The following is a 19,586-nucleotide window of genomic DNA, read 5'->3' on the forward strand; positions in this document are numbered from 1 at the left end:
TATTACTATAATATGATAGAACTTAATAATGCGTCACAGTATGTACTCAAATCAAAAAACGACACAAAAAAGGCTGTGGTAACTAATTATTGCCACAGTCCTTTCCGCTATTGAATACTTTTTATTATCCCTACAGCAACTCCCAAAACAGAGGCTTCTCTGTCATGAATAAAAATAGGACTATAATTATCATTTTCCGGCATAAGCACAGGTATATTTTTATTATATGCAAGCCTTTTTAATGTAGCATTTCCTTCTAAATCTACAGCTACTATATCTCCCTTTTGTGCAATATGTTGCCTCCTGATAACAACATGATCACCGTCAAATATATTTGCTCCTATCATGCTGTCTCCTTTTACCCTGAGTATGAAGCAATCTTTTGCTCCTCGTATAAAATACTCTGGAAGATAAAATTCAGCCTCAAGTTCATTATTCATCATAATAGGCTCCCCTGCAGCTATATCACTGTAAACTGGAAAAGCTTTCAAGCTCTCTGCTTTAATGCTCTCTTCATTATTGCCTTCCTCTAAAATTATTTCATCTATAATACTTGAGTCTCTCTTAAAATCATAACTTCTATGATTTTTTATATCAATAAACTTAAAGCTTTCCATGGAATTAAATGAACTTTGAGCATTATTCATTTGCTTCTCTCCTTCACCCTCGGTGATATAAACTTTTGATAATAAATGGCTCTTAACAGTTCCTAAGCCTAAATTATTAAGCCTTCTTCCTTTTATAAACCATGATGAATAAATAGGTTCTATTGATTTATTAATTATAAAGGTAATACTTCCATAGGATCTCTCTAAGCGAAGGCTGCTTATAAAATCTATTTCCGTCTTTGTAAGTTCTTGAGCTTCATCCACAATTATATGCGTATATTTACTATTTTTACTCTTTCCTGTTTGATAAAGTGCAATACTGTTTATATCTTGATAATCAAGCAAACTGTTTTTTTGAAGCTTTTTATTATAACTTTCAAAAAGCTCAAATATAAACTGTCGTTCTTTTGAATTTTTTAAGAGCCTTGAAGGCCCCTTTCCCTTTTTATATCTTCTTCCTATCCTATCAGCTTGTTGATAAGACTCTAAGTCTCTGTATCCACAGGCTTTAATCCAAAGCACTTCATCCTTAAAAAATTCCAAGTAATCATTCCTTAATATTTTAGTGCCCTTATATTTATCTCTTAACTTCTGAGAACATTCTTGTAATAGAGTCAGTATTTCCTTTTCTTCTTGTATAATTTTAAAGCATTTCTTAGAGGAATTTGTGTACTCAAAATAATATCTATTAATAATATCTCCCAATGTATAAATATCTACCTTGTCCATATTATTAGTAAAAAGTGTTCTATATTCAATCTTGGTCTCATCTTCTATTTTGTTATACATTTGCCTTATGCTATCTCTATTAATACTGTCCTTTGCTAATATTAGTATTCTATCTTCATCATAAATGCAAAAATTATTCTTAAGGTAAAATGTTCTATGTACCGCCGTTATTGTTTTACCAGTTCCATTTACACCTTTAAGCAAACTAAAACTTGAAGGCTTGCTTCTAATTATTCTGCTTTGTACTGCATCAAGTTTCATAGTATCCTCCTGTATTTTTTATTTTTAAAAGCTACATTTAATCTATTAATTTGTTATGATTAAATCTATCTATAAGTTCCAAGTATTCTCTATCATTTAAAACTCTATTTGTATTGATGTATACTTCATCTCCAGCTAATGTCTGCTTAATTACAACCTTCTGCAATATTTTATTATTACATTCCTCACAGCTTCCAAGTCCTATAAATCTCCATTTAAAAAGTTTAAGAGGATACTCAAGTTCTATAGGATTTCCGCATTTAGGGCAGCTGAGTTTAGTTTTTTCTTCCTCAAGTCTTATATTTTCATAATCTCTTATCATTATCGAAGGCATATTTATTATATCTTTTACAATAAAACCTTTTACTGCTCTATCATTATAAATTCTTTTAAATACTTCTGCAGTATATGAAGCATCATTTAGTGCATCATGCAAATCCTGCTCAAACACCTTTATTCTAAGCTTATTAAGAGCATTTTTAAGCCCTAAAGATTTCTTTTCTGCAAGAACCTTTGTACAGTATTCCTGAAGATCTATATACCCCTTAAGCCACCATATGGAGCTGCAGTTATAATAATCAGCATTCCTTATAAGTTCTGCAATATCATCCTTAGCCCAGGAGCATACAATTGAGTCTTCTCCAACAAAACTTCCCAGCATTTGCAAAGCCTCTTCAAAAGCTATTCCATTATTTAAATCTTCATCTTTAATCCCTGTCATTTTAGAAACCTTTGGATTTAAAAACTTATAAATTGATGGCTTTACGTAAGTTTTAAACCTATAAACTTCCTGCATGTTTCTATTTAGCTTAACTGCACCAATCTCAATAATTTCGTTAGGACATTTATATTCTAATGCCTCTGTATTTTCATCGTAAAATGTTGGGCAGAATTCTGTTATATCTCTCAAGTTATTAAATTCCAAATCTATTATTACATAGTTCAATTTCTGACCACCCACCCTGTAACATTTAATCTATATATAATTCAATAAAGTTCTTACATTATATATAATTAATAAACTCTAAATTATTTCATTACAATCTTTATTATACCAAAAAAATAAAAGCTAGAGAATGAACTCCAGCTTTTATTTTATATTTTTCTATATAATACATGACTTCCTGTATCTTTTTCGATTTTTATATTATCATATATTCCATGTTCTACCTCTGATTTAAAAACTTTACCATCCTCAGTATGATTTTCAAGCTCAAAATCATCTTTAACTATATCTTTATATTCAAAAGGTTTTCCTGCTGGTACTTTATCTAATTTGTTTAGACATATATGACTTTTATCGCTCATAGCTGTATACTTCCTTTCTTTTTTTATTCCTTATTATTATTTGCAGCTTTATAAAGTATTATTTAATTTTAAATGATACTTTAAATGTTATTAAGTATTTGACTAACTAAATAATTGTTATCAAATATAATTTTATTGGTAACCGAAAGCTTTCAGCTCCCATAATATAGTATTACATCGAATTGATTTTTTGGCAAAACCCAAAAATGAGCTTTAACGGACAGGCTTCATACTTGAGACGAGAAGATTAGACTGTCCAGTACTCTGACATAGAGGGTTGAAGTCCTAAATAGTATTCAGCGGATAATTTGTGAGTGAAGCAAACACTCTAGATTACCCAGTGTTTTGAGTGAAAGGAGAAAAGATATGAAAGTTGTTATTATAGGTGGAGGCTGGGCTGGCTGCGCTGCTGCTATTACAGCAAAAAAAGCTGGTGCTGAGGTTTCAATATATGAAAAATCTGATTTGCTCTTAGGTGTTGGAAATGTTGGCGGAATTATGAGAAACAATGGAAGATATACTGCAGCTGAAGAGCTTATTAACTTAGGTGCGGGAGATTTGATACACATAACTGATAAAAATGCGCGTCATAAAAATGTTGATTTTCCTGAACATAAGCATGCTACTTTATGCGATGTAAACAAACTTGAACCAGAAGTTAGAAGATATATTTTAAGTCTTGGAATAGAAGTCAACCTTGTAGCTAGGGTATCCAATGTAGATATGGAAGGCAATAAAATTAAAGCAATTAGACTTTCTAACAATACTCTTGTTTCAGGAGATGTGTTTATAGATACAACAGGTTCAACTGGCGCAATGGACAATTGTGCTAAATACGGCAATGGATGCGTTATGTGCGTATTAAGATGTCCTACCTTTGGCGCGAGAATAAGCATAAGCTCTAAGGCTGGAGTACAGGATATAGTTGGTGAAAGAGCTGATGGTTCTCCCGGTGCTTTCAGCGGCTCCTGCGAGGTGTCTAGAGACAGCCTTTCTGAAGAGCTTTTAAAGGAATTGGATGAGAAAGGCGTTGCAGTACTAAAGATACCGCCCGAAGACATAAATACAGAGAAATTAAAACTTAAAGTTTGCCAGCAATATGCTTTGGAGGAATTTGCTGAAAACCTTGTACTTTTAGATACAGGACATATTAAGTTAATGACTCCTTTTTATCCTTTAGAAAAACTAAGAAAACTTAAAGGGCTTGAAAATGTAAGATTTATGGATCCTTATTCAGGTGGAAGAGGAAACTCAATAAGATATCTGGCAGCAGCCCCTAGAACAGATGATATGAAGGTTATTGGTGTTGATAATCTCTTCTGTGCAGGTGAAAAAGCCGGCTTTTTCATAGGTCATACAGAAGCTATTAGTACCGGTTCTTTAGCAGGCCACAATGCAGTAAGATTCTCTTTAAATTTACCTTTATTAATTCTTCCAAAAGAGACTACATCAATTGGTGATATTATATACTATTCTAATTACAGACTTTCAACAAAAGAAGGAAGAAAAGTAAGACATACTTTTTCAGGTGCTGAATACTTTGAGAGAATGAAGTCTCTTAATCTTTACACTTTAGATAACGAAGAAATACGGCAAAGAATTGAAGACCTAGAGTTAAAAGATATTTTTTCTAAAAAGCTTATAAATTAAAATAAAGTGGAGAATTTAATTTCTCCACTTTTAAATATTCTAATCCTTATTTGCTGTAGGTAGCCGCATAGCTATTACTTAACATACTCTCCTCAGAATTTGCCACATAGCTATAGAAGTAATTAATAATATCACTTCTTTTTATTATGCCAATGAAAATCCCATTATCATCCGTAACAGGGACAAAATTTTGATTAACTGCAAGGCTTATAAGGCTCTCCATATCGGCATTTATCGATACTGGCTTATTAATTGTTCTTCTCTCAATATCTGTAACCTTAACATTGCTAGTTTCCTTGATGTTCATGTCCGGGGTATTTTTAAGCTTCCAGAGCAAATCACCTTCAGTTATAGTTCCTACATATCTACCCTTATCATCAATAATAGGAACTGCTGTATATCTATGATACTCCATTCTTTCGAGAACTTGTCTCATTGTAGATTTGGTATCCTCATAGACTACTTCACTTTTAGGCGTAAGAAAAAATGCTATATTCATACTGTATCCTTTCTCCTATACCTTTTTATTAATAAATCCCTTCCTTATTTATTTTATCACAACTAAGCTAGCTTTGCCCCTATAAATTTTAAAGTTTACAAATACTTTATATAAATTTTAAGGACAGTTCATTACACCCTGAACTGTCCATTAAAAATTTTACTCAACGCCTTGTTCTGAGTCCTCTTCACATTGTCCTATTTTACCTGGCGTACCCTCAAAGGCATTTATATACATTTGCTTAAGCTCGCAGATTAAAGGATATCTTGGATTTGCCCCTGTACATTGGTCATCAAAAGCTTCCTCAGCCATTTCATCTAAGTGAGCATAAAATTTCTGCTCTGAAACTCCAGCATCTCTTATTGTCTTAGGTATATTGATCTTTTCTTTAAGCTCTTCGATTGCTTTTATTAAACTTCCTATCTTTTCATCTTCATTTCTTCCGCCTAATCTTAAATAATCTGCAATTTGAGCATATCTCCACTTAGCATTTGGATATTTATACTGAGGAAAAGCAGTCTGCTTTCTTGGATTATCTACTGCATTAAATCTAATAACTTCATTAATAAGAAGAGCATTGGCAACTCCATGAGGAACATGATGCATTGCTCCAAGCTTATGTGCCATAGAGTGACATACACCTAAGAAAGCATTGGCAAATGCCATTCCTGCAATTGTTGATGCATGAGCCATTTTTTCTCTGGCTTTAATATTTGTAGTACCTTCATTATATGCCTGCGGCAAATATTTAAATATAAGTCTCATAGCTTCTAGTGCAAGACCATTGCTGTATTCAGAAGCAAGAACTGAAACATACGCCTCTATAGCATGAGTTAGAGCATCAATTCCTGAAGCTGCAGTTAAGCTCTTTGGCATTTTAAGCATAAGCTCCGCATCTACTATTGCCATATCTGGAGTCAATTCATAGTCAGCAAGAGGGTATTTAACACCTGTTTTTTCATCAGTTATAACTGCAAAAGGAGTAACCTCAGAGCCGGTACCTGCAGAAGTTGGTATTGATACCATCATTGCCTTTTCCCCCATCTTAGGGAAAGTATAAACTCTCTTTCTTATATCCATAAATCTCATTGCTAAATCTTCAAATCTAACTTCTGGATGCTCATATAATACCCACATAATCTTTGCAGCATCCATTGGAGAACCTCCGCCTAAAGCAACAATTACATCTGGCTTGAAAATAGCCATTTCAATTGCTCCCTTTCTGGCAGTAGCCAAAGTTGGATCCGGCTCTACATCATAAAATATTTTAAATTCAATTCCTAAATCCTCTAAAACATCTGTTACTAAGTCAACAAACCCTAAATCAAACAGTACTCTGTCTGTTACTACAAAGGCTCTCTTTTTATGCATTTCTCCAAGCTCTCTAAGTGCAATAGGAAGACATCCAAACTTGAAATAAATCTTTTCAGGAACTCTGAACCAAAGCATATTTTCCCTCCTCTGTGCTACACTCTTAATATTTAAAAGATGTTTAACTCCAACGTTTTCTGATACAGAGTTTCCACCCCAAGAGCCGCAGCCTAGAGTTAAAGATGGAGCAAGCTTAAAATTATATATGTCTCCAATAGCTCCCTGGGAAGCAGGCATATTAACTATAGTTCTTCCTGTTTTCATCACAGCTCCGAATTTTTCAATTCTATCCACTGATTTAACTTGATCAGTATATAAAACTGAAGTATGACCAAAGCCGCCAAGTTCTATAAGCTTTATAGCAATGTCTAGTGCCTGATTGAAATCTTTTGCCCTATACATTCCAAGTACTGGTGACAGCTTTTCGTGGGCAAATGCTTCTTTAAGCTCTACTAATTCAACCTCTCCAATCAACACCTTAGCCGTCTCAGGAACTTCAACTCCTGCCATTTTTGCAATTTTATATGCTGTCTGACCAACTATATCTGCATTTAATGATCCATTTTCCTTTAATATTGTTTTTCTGACCTTATCTATTTCATCACCTTTTAATATATAGGCTCCTCTTTCCTTAAACTCTTCTCTTACCTTTTCATAAACCTCATCCAGTACTATAATCGACTGCTCAGAAGCACAGATAACACCATTATCAAAGGTTTTTGAAAGAAGTATAGAACTTACGGCCATTTTAATGTGAGCTGTTTCATCAATAATAGCTGGAGTATTTCCTGCTCCAACGCCTATTGCAGGTCTACCTGAAGAATAAGCTGCTCTAACTAGTCCCGGTCCGCCTGTTGCAAGAATTATATCGCATTCACTCATTAAAACATGAGTCATATCTAGGGAAGGTTCATCTATCCATCCTATAATTCCTTCCGGTGCACCAGCTTTTACTGCAGCTTCAAGAATAATTTTAGCTGCAGCTATAGTTGATTTCTTAGCTCTTGGGTGAGGAGAAAACACTATTGCATTTCTAGTTTTAAGCGCTATAAGAGATTTAAATATAGCTGTAGAAGTAGGATTTGTAGTTGGTATTACTGCTGCAACAACACCTATAGGTTCTGCCACCTTTTCAATTCCAAAGGATTCATCTCTTTCTATAACTCCACAGGTTTTTTCATCTTTATACTGATTGTATATGTATTCTGCAGCAAAGTGATTTTTTATAACTTTATCCTCAACTATTCCCATACCAGTTTCTTCAACGGCTATTTTAGCAAGCTCAATTCTAGCATTATTTGCAGCCATTGCTGCATGTCTAAATATTTCATCTACTTGTTCTTGTGAATATGAAGCAAATTTTTTTTGAGCCTCTCTCACTTCTTTTAATTTTTGCATTAACTCATCAACATTAGTTACGCTCATTTTCTGCACCTCGCTATTATAAAATAATAATCTCTATTAGTATGTGTAGAAAATATTATTTTACTACGCTTATTTAAACAAACAACCTGCAGTTTTAAGTAAATTAACTGCAGGCTTTACGTAATACCCTTTTAATTTTATAATGCACTAAAGTTCTTACATTATATATATCTAGCTATTTCCTAATGTCAGTAATCTTTACTAAAGAATATCCTTCTTCTGAAAGACAATTTAGTATTTTTTGAAGTATAGAGTCTTCCAAGTAACTATACTCTAAATATCCATCAGCTGACTTATTTAACATAATATAATCAAATTCCTTATATGGATGATAGAATAAAGCTGCTAAATCACCTTTAGGCTTATTTTTTATTCTCTTAAGCATAGCCTCTACATCCACATCTTCCACATACCCCAATGGCGCTGGTACATAAATTGTTTTATTATTTCTTTTGCTTACATAAGGCATATGATTCCATACTCCCTGTGCAGGCTCAAAAATATACTTAAAATAGTTTTCAAACACTGCTTGCTGCTCAATGGTACAGCTGTAATGAGGACTTTCAAAAAACTTATATGGAATATTAAGTTTCTCTGCGGTTTCTATTGCCATTAAAGTTCTTGATCTCGCTTCATCTATTGTAGAATAAAAACCAATTCCAAACTCAGAATCATCAACGCTGTCTCCATTCTTATATTGATGTGTATAACCGTGGAGCCCTATAATTCCTCCTCGATTTATCATATAATCTAAAGTAAAGAGAAAGTCTGCATTATATATATTAAAATCCTTAACTAAATCATTATCTATTCCTCTCCCAGGGCTTTTATAATGTGGTATCCAAGCTATATGAAATGGTAAGCACTTTGAATACGCTAAGTCAGACACTATTCGCAGCTTAAAAAGCTTTTCTGCATCGTCATACTCATCACCTGCTGTAATATCCTCAAGTCTTATAAGTGCTGGCTTTTTAAGTTTTTCTCTTGAAGTTTTAATTATTTCTTTTCTGTTTTTAAATACTCTAATTTCTTTTTCATAATAATTCCATAAAGTTTTCAGATTAAATATCTCACATATATCTATTAAGGATAAATAGTATTCTCCATTATAAATTACTGCAGGTACTCTAAAGCACTTTTTATCAGCATCAATAAACCAGTTGTTAGTATAACTAATCATTATTTTTTTGTTATTCATTAACAGCTTGATATTATCTCCTTTGCTTTCAATTGAATATCCTAATATTTTTTGAAAATCATATAGGGAAAAATAATATCTGTTATATTTAGATATTATCCCCTTATCAAAAGTGGTTATTTTACCTTCAAAGTATATCTTTAACTCATTAATAACGTCACTTTTATTTACTTTTAGTTTTTCATTATAAGCTTTTCCACATTCAACTTTTCTGTTTTTATGTTTAAAGGAATAATCTAAAATTCTTTTCTCCCATTTTTCATCGGCCTTTTTCATTCTTAAATAGCATATTACTAATAGAAGTAAAAGTATAGGGCTCATACTTATGCTTGAAAGAATCAATTCTATCATTTATAAGATCATCTCCTAAAGTTTCTATACTAAATAATATGCTTAAACTTAAAAAATGACATAAAAAAAGCCTATATCTTTTAATATAGACCTATACTATACAATATAAAATTATCGAGATTGCACATGCAGCTAAGCCGCTTATAAAATTAACGAAATCATTGTTTATCCATCTTATACCTGATATGCGTATAGTATTTTGCCCATGATGCTCTTTCTTTTCAGTTATTCTGCCGCAAAAACTACATTTGTATTTCGCTTGAAAAGCCGCTCCTATAATACTATCAATTAATGAGCCAATAAATCCTGACAAGGTTATGATAAACATATGGCTGATCAATTTTATGCTAAATCCAAACTTAAGAACATAGCCAAAAGAATAAATTAAGGCTATAAACAAAGCACCACAAATAGCTGATAAAGTTCCTATTAAACTTACTGCTCCTGATATTCCTTTTTCTACTTTTTTAAAACTTAAAATTGAAATTGGTTGTGAAGTACTTAAAACTCCCAGCTCCGAAGCCCATGTATCAGCATTTGATGCAGAAAAGGCCACTGCATAAATTACTAAAAACACCGGATTACTTGTTCTATAATATAAAAAAGCAAAAACTAAGCCTATACCTCCATTAGCAGCTACCTGCATATAATCTCTTGCGCCAGTCTTTTCGTTTATATCCTCCAGATCCTTTACAAAGCTTTCCTTGATCTTTGTAAAAAAGCTTGAAGATATAAAGAAGCTTATCATTATAGCTGACATATATAAGCCTCCCCAAAAATATATACAGGTACCAAGAAAAATTGCCGATAAAGCACCGCTTATATCCAATGATTTTTTCTTATATGCTCCAAAAACAATTAAAGAGCTGAACACAAATCCTATGATAAATCTCTTCATTTTTTTCCTTTCTTAATAGTTTTAATTAAATTTATAATCTTTCATATTTTTATAAAATACTACGGTTCTTTTTCCAAAACTTTTAATTACTTTAAAATCCTCAGTAATCCCTACTAAAGTCCCCGAAAATACACCTATTAATGGAATCATCTTTGCAAATAAATTTTTAGTCATTCTTTTTACAATGGAAGCCCCCATATTTTTAAGTAGTCCTTGAAGTACCTGCACATCATTTTTATACAGCTTTTCTTCAATTAATTTAGCCCCTTTATCAACCATGCTATCAACTTTATCATTAGACATATCTAAGTCATTCACAGCGAGTGCTGTCTTAAGAAGCCTGTAAATCTCTAAATTATTTGCTTTATCTAAAGGTCTTTCATACAATACCGATAAATCATATAAAAGACACAGTTCAAAATATGAAAGACAAGCAACCTCTCCAAAAGTAGCATAGGCAGCTGTTATAAATCCAAGTAATCCTCCTGAAGCACCAAGGATTGCTCCTACTGAAATACCATAATTAGAATAATGTGCTATTAATTTCTTAGCTATAATTTCTTTATCTTCAGTATCATAGGCTTTTTCCAATGATTCTATACTTATAATTTTACTTCTAGCCTCAACTACCTTTTTATAAAGATTAACAAACCATATTCCGCTCACTCTGTCATGTCTTGATAAGCCACTTAAAATTTCTTTTCTAAGTTTTTTTATTTCAATTTTTATTCTTGGATTAGAACTTTTTATTGCTCTATATACTTCGAATGCTTCAATTTTATTTAGTATTTCCTGTTTATTAAGTTCTTCTACAATTAGTTTGTCATTACTTGCCATAAGCTCCTCCTGTGAAACATTATATAGATAAATTTCCATTTTTTCATTTTCATACTTTATTATCGTAATTTTTCATTGAGTTTTAATACCTAAACTGATATTAACAAAAGAATAATTTCCGCATTATTGGAAAACCTACTATATAAATATTTATATATTTTACGTATTGAAGGTGGTATTTTGATAGGTCTTATAATTAAAGTTGTAGCTTGCCCATTAATTATTTATATTTCTGACATGTTATTTAACGATATTAACTATTCTAATACTTATCAAGCTGTTATAACAGGATTGGTGGTTGCAATTATCGGTCATATGTCTGAAGTCTTTATGCTTAGGAAAGGTACTTTGTGGATCAATACTTTTGCGGATTTAGTTCTTTCCTTTATTATAATATATTTGAGTCAGTTTTTTTTATCAGGCTCTTACATCACCACGACTGGTGCAGCTATTACTGCTCTATTAATCGCAATCTCAGAGCATTTTGAGCATATATACTTAATTAAAGAAGGTAAAACTAAAAAAAGTTAAAAAAGACCATATAGCTTCCTATATGGTCTAAACTTTTATTTATGCTCTACTATTATATCATCATATCTAACAATTCCAAGAGGGCTTACTCTTAATCCCAAAATTCCTTTTTGAGCTACATATCCAACCTGTGGATGATATAAGTATACCCAAGGAGTATCTTCTATTATGACATTTTGAATATCTTTGTACATCTGCATTCTCTTTTGAGGGTTTATTATCTCTTTAGCTTTATCCATAGCTTCAGTTACATCTATATTATTATATCCAGTAAAATCCGTGTAATTAGATGGATTAAACATAGGCTGCAAAAAGTTGTCCATATCTCCTGTATCAGAAATCCAACGGCTTAAAAACAAATCAGCCTTATTTATAGACTCAGGTTTCAAATAGTCTCCTGATGATACTCTTTGTAGAATACACTCAATTCCTATTTCTTTCAAATCATTAATTAAGTACTCAGCTATTCTGTTGAACAATGTTGTATTGTCCTCTCTCATGAGTATCTTAAGCTTTTCATTTGTCCTAGCAGCCGGTGTCTTGCCTATTAGTTCTTTAGCAATTTTAGTATTATAATTAAAACCATCTAAATAATCATTGCTTACCATATTTGGAGGAAATGGTCCTTTTGCTTCTTCTCCCATGCCGCCAAGAAGTTCATTTATTACTTTCTTTTTATTTACAGCATAATTAATTGCTTTCTTTATAGAAGGATTTTTTACAAATATTGAGTTAGAATGAAGATTAAAACCTGCATAATAAGTTCCCATAACACTAGTTAAATTTATTCCTGAAACTTTTGCGCTTGATAATTCCTCCATTTTTTCTTTATCTTCAAACGTAATAAAATCACATTCCTTGTTTAGAAAACTTTTAACAGATTCTGCCCCATTGTAGCTTACTACTATTTTATCTATATATGGACTTCCTCCAAAGTATTCATTAAAAGCTGTTAAAACGCATCCATCTTTATCAAATTTCTCCATTATAAAAGGTCCGCAGCCTGTTAGCTTTCCTTTTTGTCCATCTTCCTTCGAAAGTATTGAACATACACATTGACCTAAATTTAGCAGGAACCCGCTGTACGGTCTTGATAATTTTATTGATATTCTATATCTATCAAGTATTCTTATACCGCTTACTTCTCTTGTTCTTCCTTTATTGAAATCATCAGCTCCTTCTATTTGATCCAGAAACCATGAATTTGGCGATTTCAGTGCAGGACTTAGCAGTCTTTCATAAGAATATTTTATGTCCTCAGATGTTATTTCTTTACCATTATGAAACTTAGCACCTTTTCTCAAATTAAAAATCCAGGTTGTATTATCCTCTTCAACATACCAGCTTTTTGCTACCCCAGGAGTTATTTCTCCAGTTGATCCAATAAGCAGAAGTCCAGTATTAATATTGTACAATATCTGAGCACTTTGTTGATCAAAAGCCATTGCTGGATCATAAGTTAATGGAGCTTCTGATATATAAGTCTTAAGTTCGATATTTTCTTTGTTTTCACATATAATTTTATCAAGAAGCTTATGAGAAACAACTTTAAGATCGCTTGATACATTAGAAAGCAGATTTAAGGAAGTCTTTGTATATTGCGTATTTAATGAAGCAGATTCTACCATTCCCATAACTTTTTCAGAAGTTGTATTCATATTTTCAGCAGATGTAATTATTTCCTCTAAACTATTAGTCTGCTTTGAAACAGCTTCATTAATATCATCCGTAACATTGCTCGTCATTCTTACAGCATTAATAATATTATTAAACACTTCAACTGTATTGTTTGCTATCTGAGTACCTTCAACTACCTTGCTCATGCTCTTGCTCATTGCTATTATTGTATCTTCAATACACACATTTATTTCTTCTATAGTTTGTGCTATCTTTCCTGCAGATTCAGCGCTTCTTTGTGCAAGATTTTTTACCTCCTGTGCCACAACTGCAAATCCTCTTCCAGCTTCCCCTGCTCGTGCTGCTTCAATAGATGCATTCAGAGATAAGAGGTTAGTATGATTAGCAATATCCTTGATGATTGCAAGCATCTGATTAATGTTTGAAGCTTTTATACTTAATTCTTTAACTACTTGCTTTGATCCTTCAACAGCTTCCTCAATATCTTTCATTGCTTGTATTGAATTATTTACTGCCTCACTGCCACCTTTAGCAATTTCAACAGTTTGATCTGCTATTTGCTTTGAGTTTTCTGTGCTTGCAAATACTTCTTCAGCTAAGGCTGAGTAGTTATTTATTTCGTTGATAACCTTTTCAATCGACCCCATCTGAACTTCAACATTTTGTGAAATATTATTAGTAAGTGAAATTAAATTTTCAGCAGCAAAAGATGCTTCTTCTATTTTGCTATCAAGCCTATTTACAATACTGTTTTGATTATGCTTTAATAAGCTTATTTCATTATCATAACTCTTACTTTTATTAGCTTGTCCACTTGTTGATTCTACATTATTTGATATAGTTTCTTTTTTATTATTGGAAAACTTAAACATATCCTCACTCCATTCGAGTAATCTAATCATTATTTTACATTATCTTTTATATAATTGCAAAATATTTATAAAACTTATTTGTACAATGTTGAAGTTTCCTAAATATGTAACTAATCTGTATAATTACTCTAATTAAATCAAATTCTATTAAAAAAAGCTGCTAGATACATTTCTAGCAGCTTTCCTATACAAATTATAGTATTATTCTTCTACTGTTCCTTCAAAAGCATTTATATACATTTGCTTTAATTCACTTATTAATGGATATCTTGGGTTAGCTCCTGTACATTGGTCATCAAAAGCCTGCTCAGACATATCATCTAGTGTAGCATAGAATTTCTTATCTGATACTCCTGCTTCTTTAATTGTCTTTGGCATTCCAACTGCCGCCTTTAATTCTCCTATAGCCTTTATTAAAAGCTCAACCTTTTCATCTTCAGTGCTTCCTCCAAGATTTAAGTAATCAGCAATCTTAGCATATCTTGATTTTGCATTTGGATACTTATATTGTGGGAAAGCAGCTTGCTTTCTTGGGTTATCTACTGCATTAAATCTTATAACTTCGTCAATCATAATAGCATTAGCTACTCCATGTGGTATATGGTGTGCAGCTCCTAATTTGTGCGCCATTGAGTGACATACTCCAAGGAATGCATTTGCAAAAGCCATACCAGCTATAGTCGAAGCATGAGCCATCTTTTCTCTTGCCTTGATATTTGTAGTTCCTTCATTGTAAGCAGCTGGAAGATATTTAAATATTAATCTTATAGCTTCTAAAGCTAATCCATTAGTATATTCTGAAGCAAGTACTGATACATAAGCTTCTAAAGCATGTGTTAAAGCATCTATACCTGAAGCCGCAGTTAAGCCTCTTGGCATCTTCATCATAAGCTCAGCATCTACTATAGCCATATCTGGAGTTAATTCATAATCAGCAAGCGGGTATTTAACTCCTGTCTTTTCATCAGTTATAACCGCAAATGGAGTTACTTCTGAGCCAGTTCCTGCTGAAGTTGGTACAGCAATCATCATTGCTTTTTCACCCATAGTTGGGAACTTGTATACTCTCTTTCTAATATCCATAAATCTCATAGCTAAATCTTCGAATTTTACTTCTGGATGCTCATATAATACCCACATAATCTTAGCAGCGTCCATTGGTGATCCTCCGCCTACTGCTATGATTGTATCTGGCTGGAAGTTCTTCATTTCTTCAGCACCTTTTCTAGCGGTTGCTAGCGTTGGATCTGGAGCAACATCAAAGAACACTTTATAATCAATTCCTATATCTTCTAGTACCCTTATAACTGTATCTACAAATCCTAAATCATATAATACCTTATCTGTTACGATAAATGCCTTTTTCTTTCCTAAATCTTGAAGTTCTCTCAAAGCAACTGGCAAGCTGCCGTATTTAAAGTAAACTTTTTCTGGGACTCTAAACCAAAGCATATTTTCTCTCCTCTCAGCAACACTCTTAACGTTTAATAGATGCTTAACTCCTACATTTTCTGATACAGAGTTTCCGCCCCAAGAACCGCAGCCAAGTGTTAAAGATGGAGCCAATCTAAAGTTATATATATCTCCAATTGCACCTTGCGCAGATGGCATATTGATTATTGTTCTACCAGTTTTCATCATTGCGCCAAACTTTTCTATTCTATCCTTGCACTTAACTTGATCAGTATAAAGAACAGACGTATGTCCAAATCCACCTAATTCAACAAGCCTAGATGCCTTTTGAAGCGCTTCATCAAAACTCTTTACTCTATACATTCCAAGCACTGGTGATAACTTTTCATGTGAGAAAGCTTCTTCAAGTTCAACTGATTCAACTTCTCCTATTAAAACTTTAGCATCTTCTGAAACTACTACTCCTGCCATCTCAGCTATCTTGAAGGCAGATTGTCCAACTATATCTGCATTTAATGCACCATTTGGCTTTAATATTGTTTTTCTTACTTTATCAACTTCTTCACCTTTTAAGAAATAAGCTCCTCTTTCAATAAATTCAGCTCTTACTTCTTCGTAAACTTCATCCATTACTATAACTGTCTGCTCTGATGCACAAATAACACCATTATCAAAAGTCTTTGAAAGTAATATTGAACTTACAGCCATCTTTAAATGAGCCGTTTCATCTATAATAGCTGGTGTGTTTCCTGCACCAACCCCTATAGCTGGCTTTCCTGAGGAATATGCAGCTCTTACCATTCCTGGTCCGCCAGTTGCAAGTATTATATCTGCCTCTGCCATAACCATTTGAGACATTTCTACTGTAGGCTCGTCTATCCATCCAACGATTCCTTCTGGAGCTCCAGCTTTAACTGCAGCATCTAAAACTATTTTAGCAGCAGCTATTGTAGCTTTCTTTGCTCTTGGATGAGGTGAGAAAATTATACCATTTCTTGTCTTTAAAGCAATAAGTGCTTTAAAGATCGCTGTTGAAGTTGGGTTTGTTGTAGGAACTATTGCAGCAATAACTCCTATTGGTTCAGCAACTTTAGTAATACCAAAAGCTTCATCAGTTTCTATAACTCCACAAGTCTTTTCATCTTTATATTGATTATATATATATTCAGAAGCAAAGTGATTTTTTATAACCTTGTCTTCAACTATTCCCATCCCTGTTTCTTCAACTGCCATTTTAGCAAGTTTAATTCTTGAGTTGTTTGCAGCCATAGCAGCTTGTCTAAAAATTTCATCTACCTGCTCCTGTGTGTAAGTAGAAAACTTTCTTTGAGCTTCTCTAATTTGCTCAATTCTTTGGATTAACTCTTCTGGGTTAGTAACTCTCATAATAAGCCTCCTTAAAATTTATATAAATTAGTTATTTTACAATGTTATGTGTTTATTTGATTGTTAAATTTTTAACCACAAGATTATTATAATTGCACTTTGAATAAAATGCAATAGTTTTTGTTAAAATTTCTACAAAGTTTTTATAAAAATATAATTTTTGATTTTTAAAATTATTCCAGTAATTTTTAATAAATTGAAAACGTTTCGAGGAATAAATTTCGTTTTATTAAGTAAATTCAGAAAATTGAGCTTATTATTTGCTAATTATATTCTATATTTTAACCTGTATAGTATTTAACAAACTTGCCATATCTTTAAAGTTAGTTATTTTTTTAACACAATTTAATATAATACACTACTATCATTTTATCTTTATTATGCAGCCGGCTGTTAAGCAAATGATTTAAATATATATTATCTGAATTAATATAATTTATCAATAATTATTTTCAATTAAAAATTATTTTCACAATCCCAATATAAAAGAGTATGACAAAATAATCATACTCTTTTATATATATCTTTATTATAGTTTTAATAAGTTGCCTTTAAGGAATATTTAGTCGTTGTACTATATGCACCGTTATACCCTCCAACAAGAATATAGTAAGCCCCTGTATAATTTGCTATAAAGCTGATACTCTCTGAAGTCGTGCTTCCATTTTCTGAGGATGCTAGCAAATTACCACTTGAATTATATAAATATAAATCATAATCTTTAGGAAGAGTTGATAAGCTTATAGTTATTTTCCTTCCGGTTGAAGTTGAAAGCTTATAATAATCTATATCACTTGAAGAAGATATATATGAGCTGTAAGTTGTTCCTGAAGTAATCGCATATGCTTGAGACAATGTATTATTAGGTTCATAAGAATCACTAACTGATACTACTCCTACAGTATTAAACGCATTACTTACTGCTGAAACTTCCGTACCTGAAGCTCCATATAAATCTGCTGCGGCCTGTGCAACAGCATTTCTTGCTCCTAAAAAGTCAGTGTTAGCTGTCATATAATTTGTTAATGCCCTATAGTAAATTCGAGCTGTTTTTTCACTACCTATAGACTGAGCAACTAAAAACGCTGCTTTGTTTGGTATACCGCTGTTAGTATGAACTCCACCATTATCTGAAGTTGTATTTACATATTTACTCATATTGTCAGGCTGGCTGTACAATGATGGATTAGCAAGGCTTCTTAATGCATCTCCTGGTGTACTAGGCGTATATACAGCATCCCCTACTACCCAGTCAGAAGAATTAAAAGTCCATGTACCTCCGCCTTTTACATTATATTTATCGTAAGTATTAACTAAAACTCCTAAAACATCAGACATTGACTCATTTAATGCACCAGATTGATTCGAATAATTTAAATTTGCAGTATACGAAGTAACTCCGTGCGTAAGTTCATGGGCTACTACATCCAAGTCTCCACTTAAGTATGTGAACTGGCTGCCATCTCCGTCTCCATATACCATTTGAGTCCCATCCCAAAAGGCATTATTATATGCACTCCCGTAATGTGTAGTAGAAATTATACTCATACCATTATTATCTATACTATTTCTATTAAAGAGGCTTTTATAGAAATCATAAACTACGCCAGCATAATAATGTGCACTTACAGACGCTTTAAGTGCAGTAGTGTTAAAAGTACTGCTGCTATTAGTAACTAAAGTTCCTGGCTCAACTTGTTTATTGCCAGCTGTATAAGTATTAATCTGTCCTGACATTGGCTTGGTTGTATCCTTCATTTGATAAGTTCCACTTGAGAGGTATAAATTTAGAGGTTTTGTTGTGCCGTCAACAGCAACTCCGCTTCCTGTTGCAGTGCCATCGTATCTTATATTGTCTTCTTTATCTATAATCTGTCCTGAATTAGCTTCAATATAAATATTCCAATTTCCTATTTCAGGTTCATTATATTGAATATTAACATTATATACTTCATAGGCAGTATCATCTTTAATAATTACTTGCTTCTCTACCTTAGGAGCAGTTCTTAATTCTTTAAATTTCAATTCCTTTTCAGCTAATTTTACTGCTTCCTTTTCTGTTATCCTTGTATTTCCAAGAACTTTCGTATCTTTAATCTTATTTTCTATATTTCCAGTAATATTTGAAATTATTCCATCTTTATCTACATGTACTACTAATTCTTTTCCCTTAACTTGATCACCTTTAATAAGCTGGTTAATTTTTACCTTAGTATATCCCAATTCGTCTTTTTCAATTTTTGAAATTTTAAAATTCTCTGTGGTATTTGTTAAACCAAACAACTCCTTATTTTCTTCTAAGTAATTCACAATATCATTATTATTTACATTAACTTTATCCGATATTTTACCGCTAATAAATATATTCAGTCCTTTGTTTTCATGAAAACTCATCTTTAGCTTGTCACCGCTTTTATCCTTCATTTTTTCTATTATTTTTGCTTTAGCCCCATTTTCTAAAGATGTATTCTTTTCCTTTGCAGATACTGAAGTTATACACGAAGTAACCATAACAATACTAATAATGATTGACAATGTTCTTTTTTTCACTATTTTACCCCCTATAATATTATTCAATTCATTTGTAACTATATTTTAATTAATTTATAGT

At 32.3% G+C, this 19,586-nt stretch carries 13 protein-coding genes; 2 read left to right on the forward strand and 11 right to left on the reverse strand.

The features are described 5' to 3' along the window. Nucleotides 1–107: 107 nt before the first annotated feature. The 3 genes from JK636_RS06545 to JK636_RS06555 form a co-directional block, all read right to left on the reverse strand. Nucleotides 108–1,598, reverse strand: coding sequence for a S24 family peptidase (locus tag JK636_RS06545; protein WP_202748030.1), 1,491 nt, complete (start codon nt 1,596–1,598; stop codon nt 108–110). A 37-nt stretch (nt 1,599–1,635) separates the two neighbouring features. After that, a complete protein-coding gene (locus tag JK636_RS06550) occupies nt 1,636–2,544 on the reverse strand; it encodes a 3'-5' exonuclease (protein WP_202748032.1) in 909 nt (302 codons plus the stop codon). A gap of 149 nt (nt 2,545–2,693) precedes the next feature. Then, on the reverse strand, nt 2,694–2,906 hold the full coding sequence (locus JK636_RS06555; RefSeq protein WP_202748034.1) for a hypothetical protein: 213 nt from the start codon (nt 2,904–2,906) through the stop codon (nt 2,694–2,696). 366 nt (nt 2,907–3,272) lie between these two features. Between JK636_RS06555 and JK636_RS06560 the strand changes: the two genes are divergently transcribed. Further along, nucleotides 3,273–4,556: an FAD-dependent oxidoreductase gene (locus tag JK636_RS06560; RefSeq protein ID WP_202748035.1), complete on the forward strand. Its 1,284-nt coding sequence runs from the start codon at nt 3,273–3,275 to the stop codon at nt 4,554–4,556. Between the two features lie 46 nt (nt 4,557–4,602). On the opposite strand, the gene JK636_RS06565 is transcribed toward JK636_RS06560, so the two are convergent. From JK636_RS06565 to JK636_RS06585, 5 genes are all read right to left on the reverse strand, one after another. Continuing rightward, a complete protein-coding gene (locus tag JK636_RS06565; protein ID WP_202748036.1) occupies nt 4,603–5,055 on the reverse strand; it encodes a CBS domain-containing protein in 453 nt (150 codons plus the stop codon). A 159-nt stretch (nt 5,056–5,214) separates the two neighbouring features. Beyond that, entirely contained in the window at nt 5,215–7,851 is a 2,637-nt protein-coding gene (gene adhE / locus JK636_RS06570; RefSeq protein WP_202748037.1) for a bifunctional acetaldehyde-CoA/alcohol dehydrogenase, read from the reverse strand. A 175-nt stretch (nt 7,852–8,026) separates the two neighbouring features. Then, nucleotides 8,027–9,400, reverse strand: coding sequence for a DUF2334 domain-containing protein (locus tag JK636_RS06575; protein WP_202748038.1), 1,374 nt, complete (start codon nt 9,398–9,400; stop codon nt 8,027–8,029). Between the two features lie 91 nt (nt 9,401–9,491). After that, the gene (locus tag JK636_RS06580; protein ID WP_202748039.1) at nt 9,492–10,298 is read right to left on the reverse strand and encodes a DUF92 domain-containing protein; all 807 of its coding nucleotides are present in this window, start codon (nt 10,296–10,298) and stop codon (nt 9,492–9,494) included. A 21-nt stretch (nt 10,299–10,319) separates the two neighbouring features. After that, entirely contained in the window at nt 10,320–11,135 is an 816-nt protein-coding gene (locus tag JK636_RS06585; RefSeq protein WP_202748040.1) for a hypothetical protein, read from the reverse strand. Nucleotides 11,136–11,315: 180 nt separating this feature from the next. Here JK636_RS06585 and JK636_RS06590 point away from each other — a divergent pair, with 180 nt between their 5' ends. Then, nucleotides 11,316–11,666, forward strand: coding sequence for a DUF2512 family protein (locus JK636_RS06590; protein WP_202748041.1), 351 nt, complete (start codon nt 11,316–11,318; stop codon nt 11,664–11,666). A gap of 35 nt (nt 11,667–11,701) precedes the next feature. Here the strand turns inward: JK636_RS06590 and JK636_RS06595 are convergent, their stop codons facing one another. The 3 genes from JK636_RS06595 to JK636_RS06605 form a co-directional block, all read right to left on the reverse strand. Continuing rightward, complete coding sequence (locus JK636_RS06595) at nt 11,702–14,176, reverse strand: ABC transporter substrate-binding protein (RefSeq protein WP_202748042.1); 2,475 nt, start codon at nt 14,174–14,176, stop codon at nt 11,702–11,704. Nucleotides 14,177–14,377: 201 nt separating this feature from the next. Then, nucleotides 14,378–16,975 carry a bifunctional acetaldehyde-CoA/alcohol dehydrogenase gene (adhE, locus tag JK636_RS06600; RefSeq protein WP_202748043.1) on the reverse strand — a complete coding sequence of 866 codons (2,598 nt, stop codon included), beginning with the start codon at nt 16,973–16,975 and terminating at the stop codon, nt 14,378–14,380. Between the two features lie 537 nt (nt 16,976–17,512). Then, complete coding sequence (locus JK636_RS06605) at nt 17,513–19,525, reverse strand: M4 family metallopeptidase (protein WP_202748044.1); 2,013 nt, start codon at nt 19,523–19,525, stop codon at nt 17,513–17,515. Nucleotides 19,526–19,586 lie beyond the last annotated feature (61 nt).

The organism is Clostridium rhizosphaerae (genome assembly GCF_016765585.1).
Classification (GTDB): domain Bacteria; phylum Bacillota; class Clostridia; order Clostridiales; family Clostridiaceae; genus Clostridium_AT; species Clostridium_AT rhizosphaerae.

Excerpts from the sequence above, each read along its gene's own strand:
- JK636_RS06545 (WP_202748030.1), bottom strand. The coding sequence starts at position 1,598 with ATGAAACTTGATGCAGTACAAAGCAGAATAATTAGAAGCAAGCCTTCA.
- JK636_RS06555 (WP_202748034.1), bottom strand. The coding sequence starts at position 2,906 with ATGAGCGATAAAAGTCATATATGTCTAAACAAATTAGATAAAGTACCA.
- JK636_RS06560 (WP_202748035.1), top strand. The coding sequence starts at position 3,273 with ATGAAAGTTGTTATTATAGGTGGAGGCTGGGCTGGCTGCGCTGCTGCT.
- JK636_RS06565 (WP_202748036.1), bottom strand. The coding sequence starts at position 5,055 with ATGAATATAGCATTTTTTCTTACGCCTAAAAGTGAAGTAGTCTATGAG.
- adhE (WP_202748037.1), bottom strand. The coding sequence starts at position 7,851 with ATGAGCGTAACTAATGTTGATGAGTTAATGCAAAAATTAAAAGAAGTG.
- JK636_RS06575 (WP_202748038.1), bottom strand. The coding sequence starts at position 9,400 with ATGATAGAATTGATTCTTTCAAGCATAAGTATGAGCCCTATACTTTTA.
- JK636_RS06580 (WP_202748039.1), bottom strand. The coding sequence starts at position 10,298 with ATGAAGAGATTTATCATAGGATTTGTGTTCAGCTCTTTAATTGTTTTT.
- JK636_RS06585 (WP_202748040.1), bottom strand. The coding sequence starts at position 11,135 with ATGGCAAGTAATGACAAACTAATTGTAGAAGAACTTAATAAACAGGAA.
- JK636_RS06595 (WP_202748042.1), bottom strand. The coding sequence starts at position 14,176 with ATGTTTAAGTTTTCCAATAATAAAAAAGAAACTATATCAAATAATGTA.
- adhE (WP_202748043.1), bottom strand. The coding sequence starts at position 16,975 with ATGAGAGTTACTAACCCAGAAGAGTTAATCCAAAGAATTGAGCAAATT.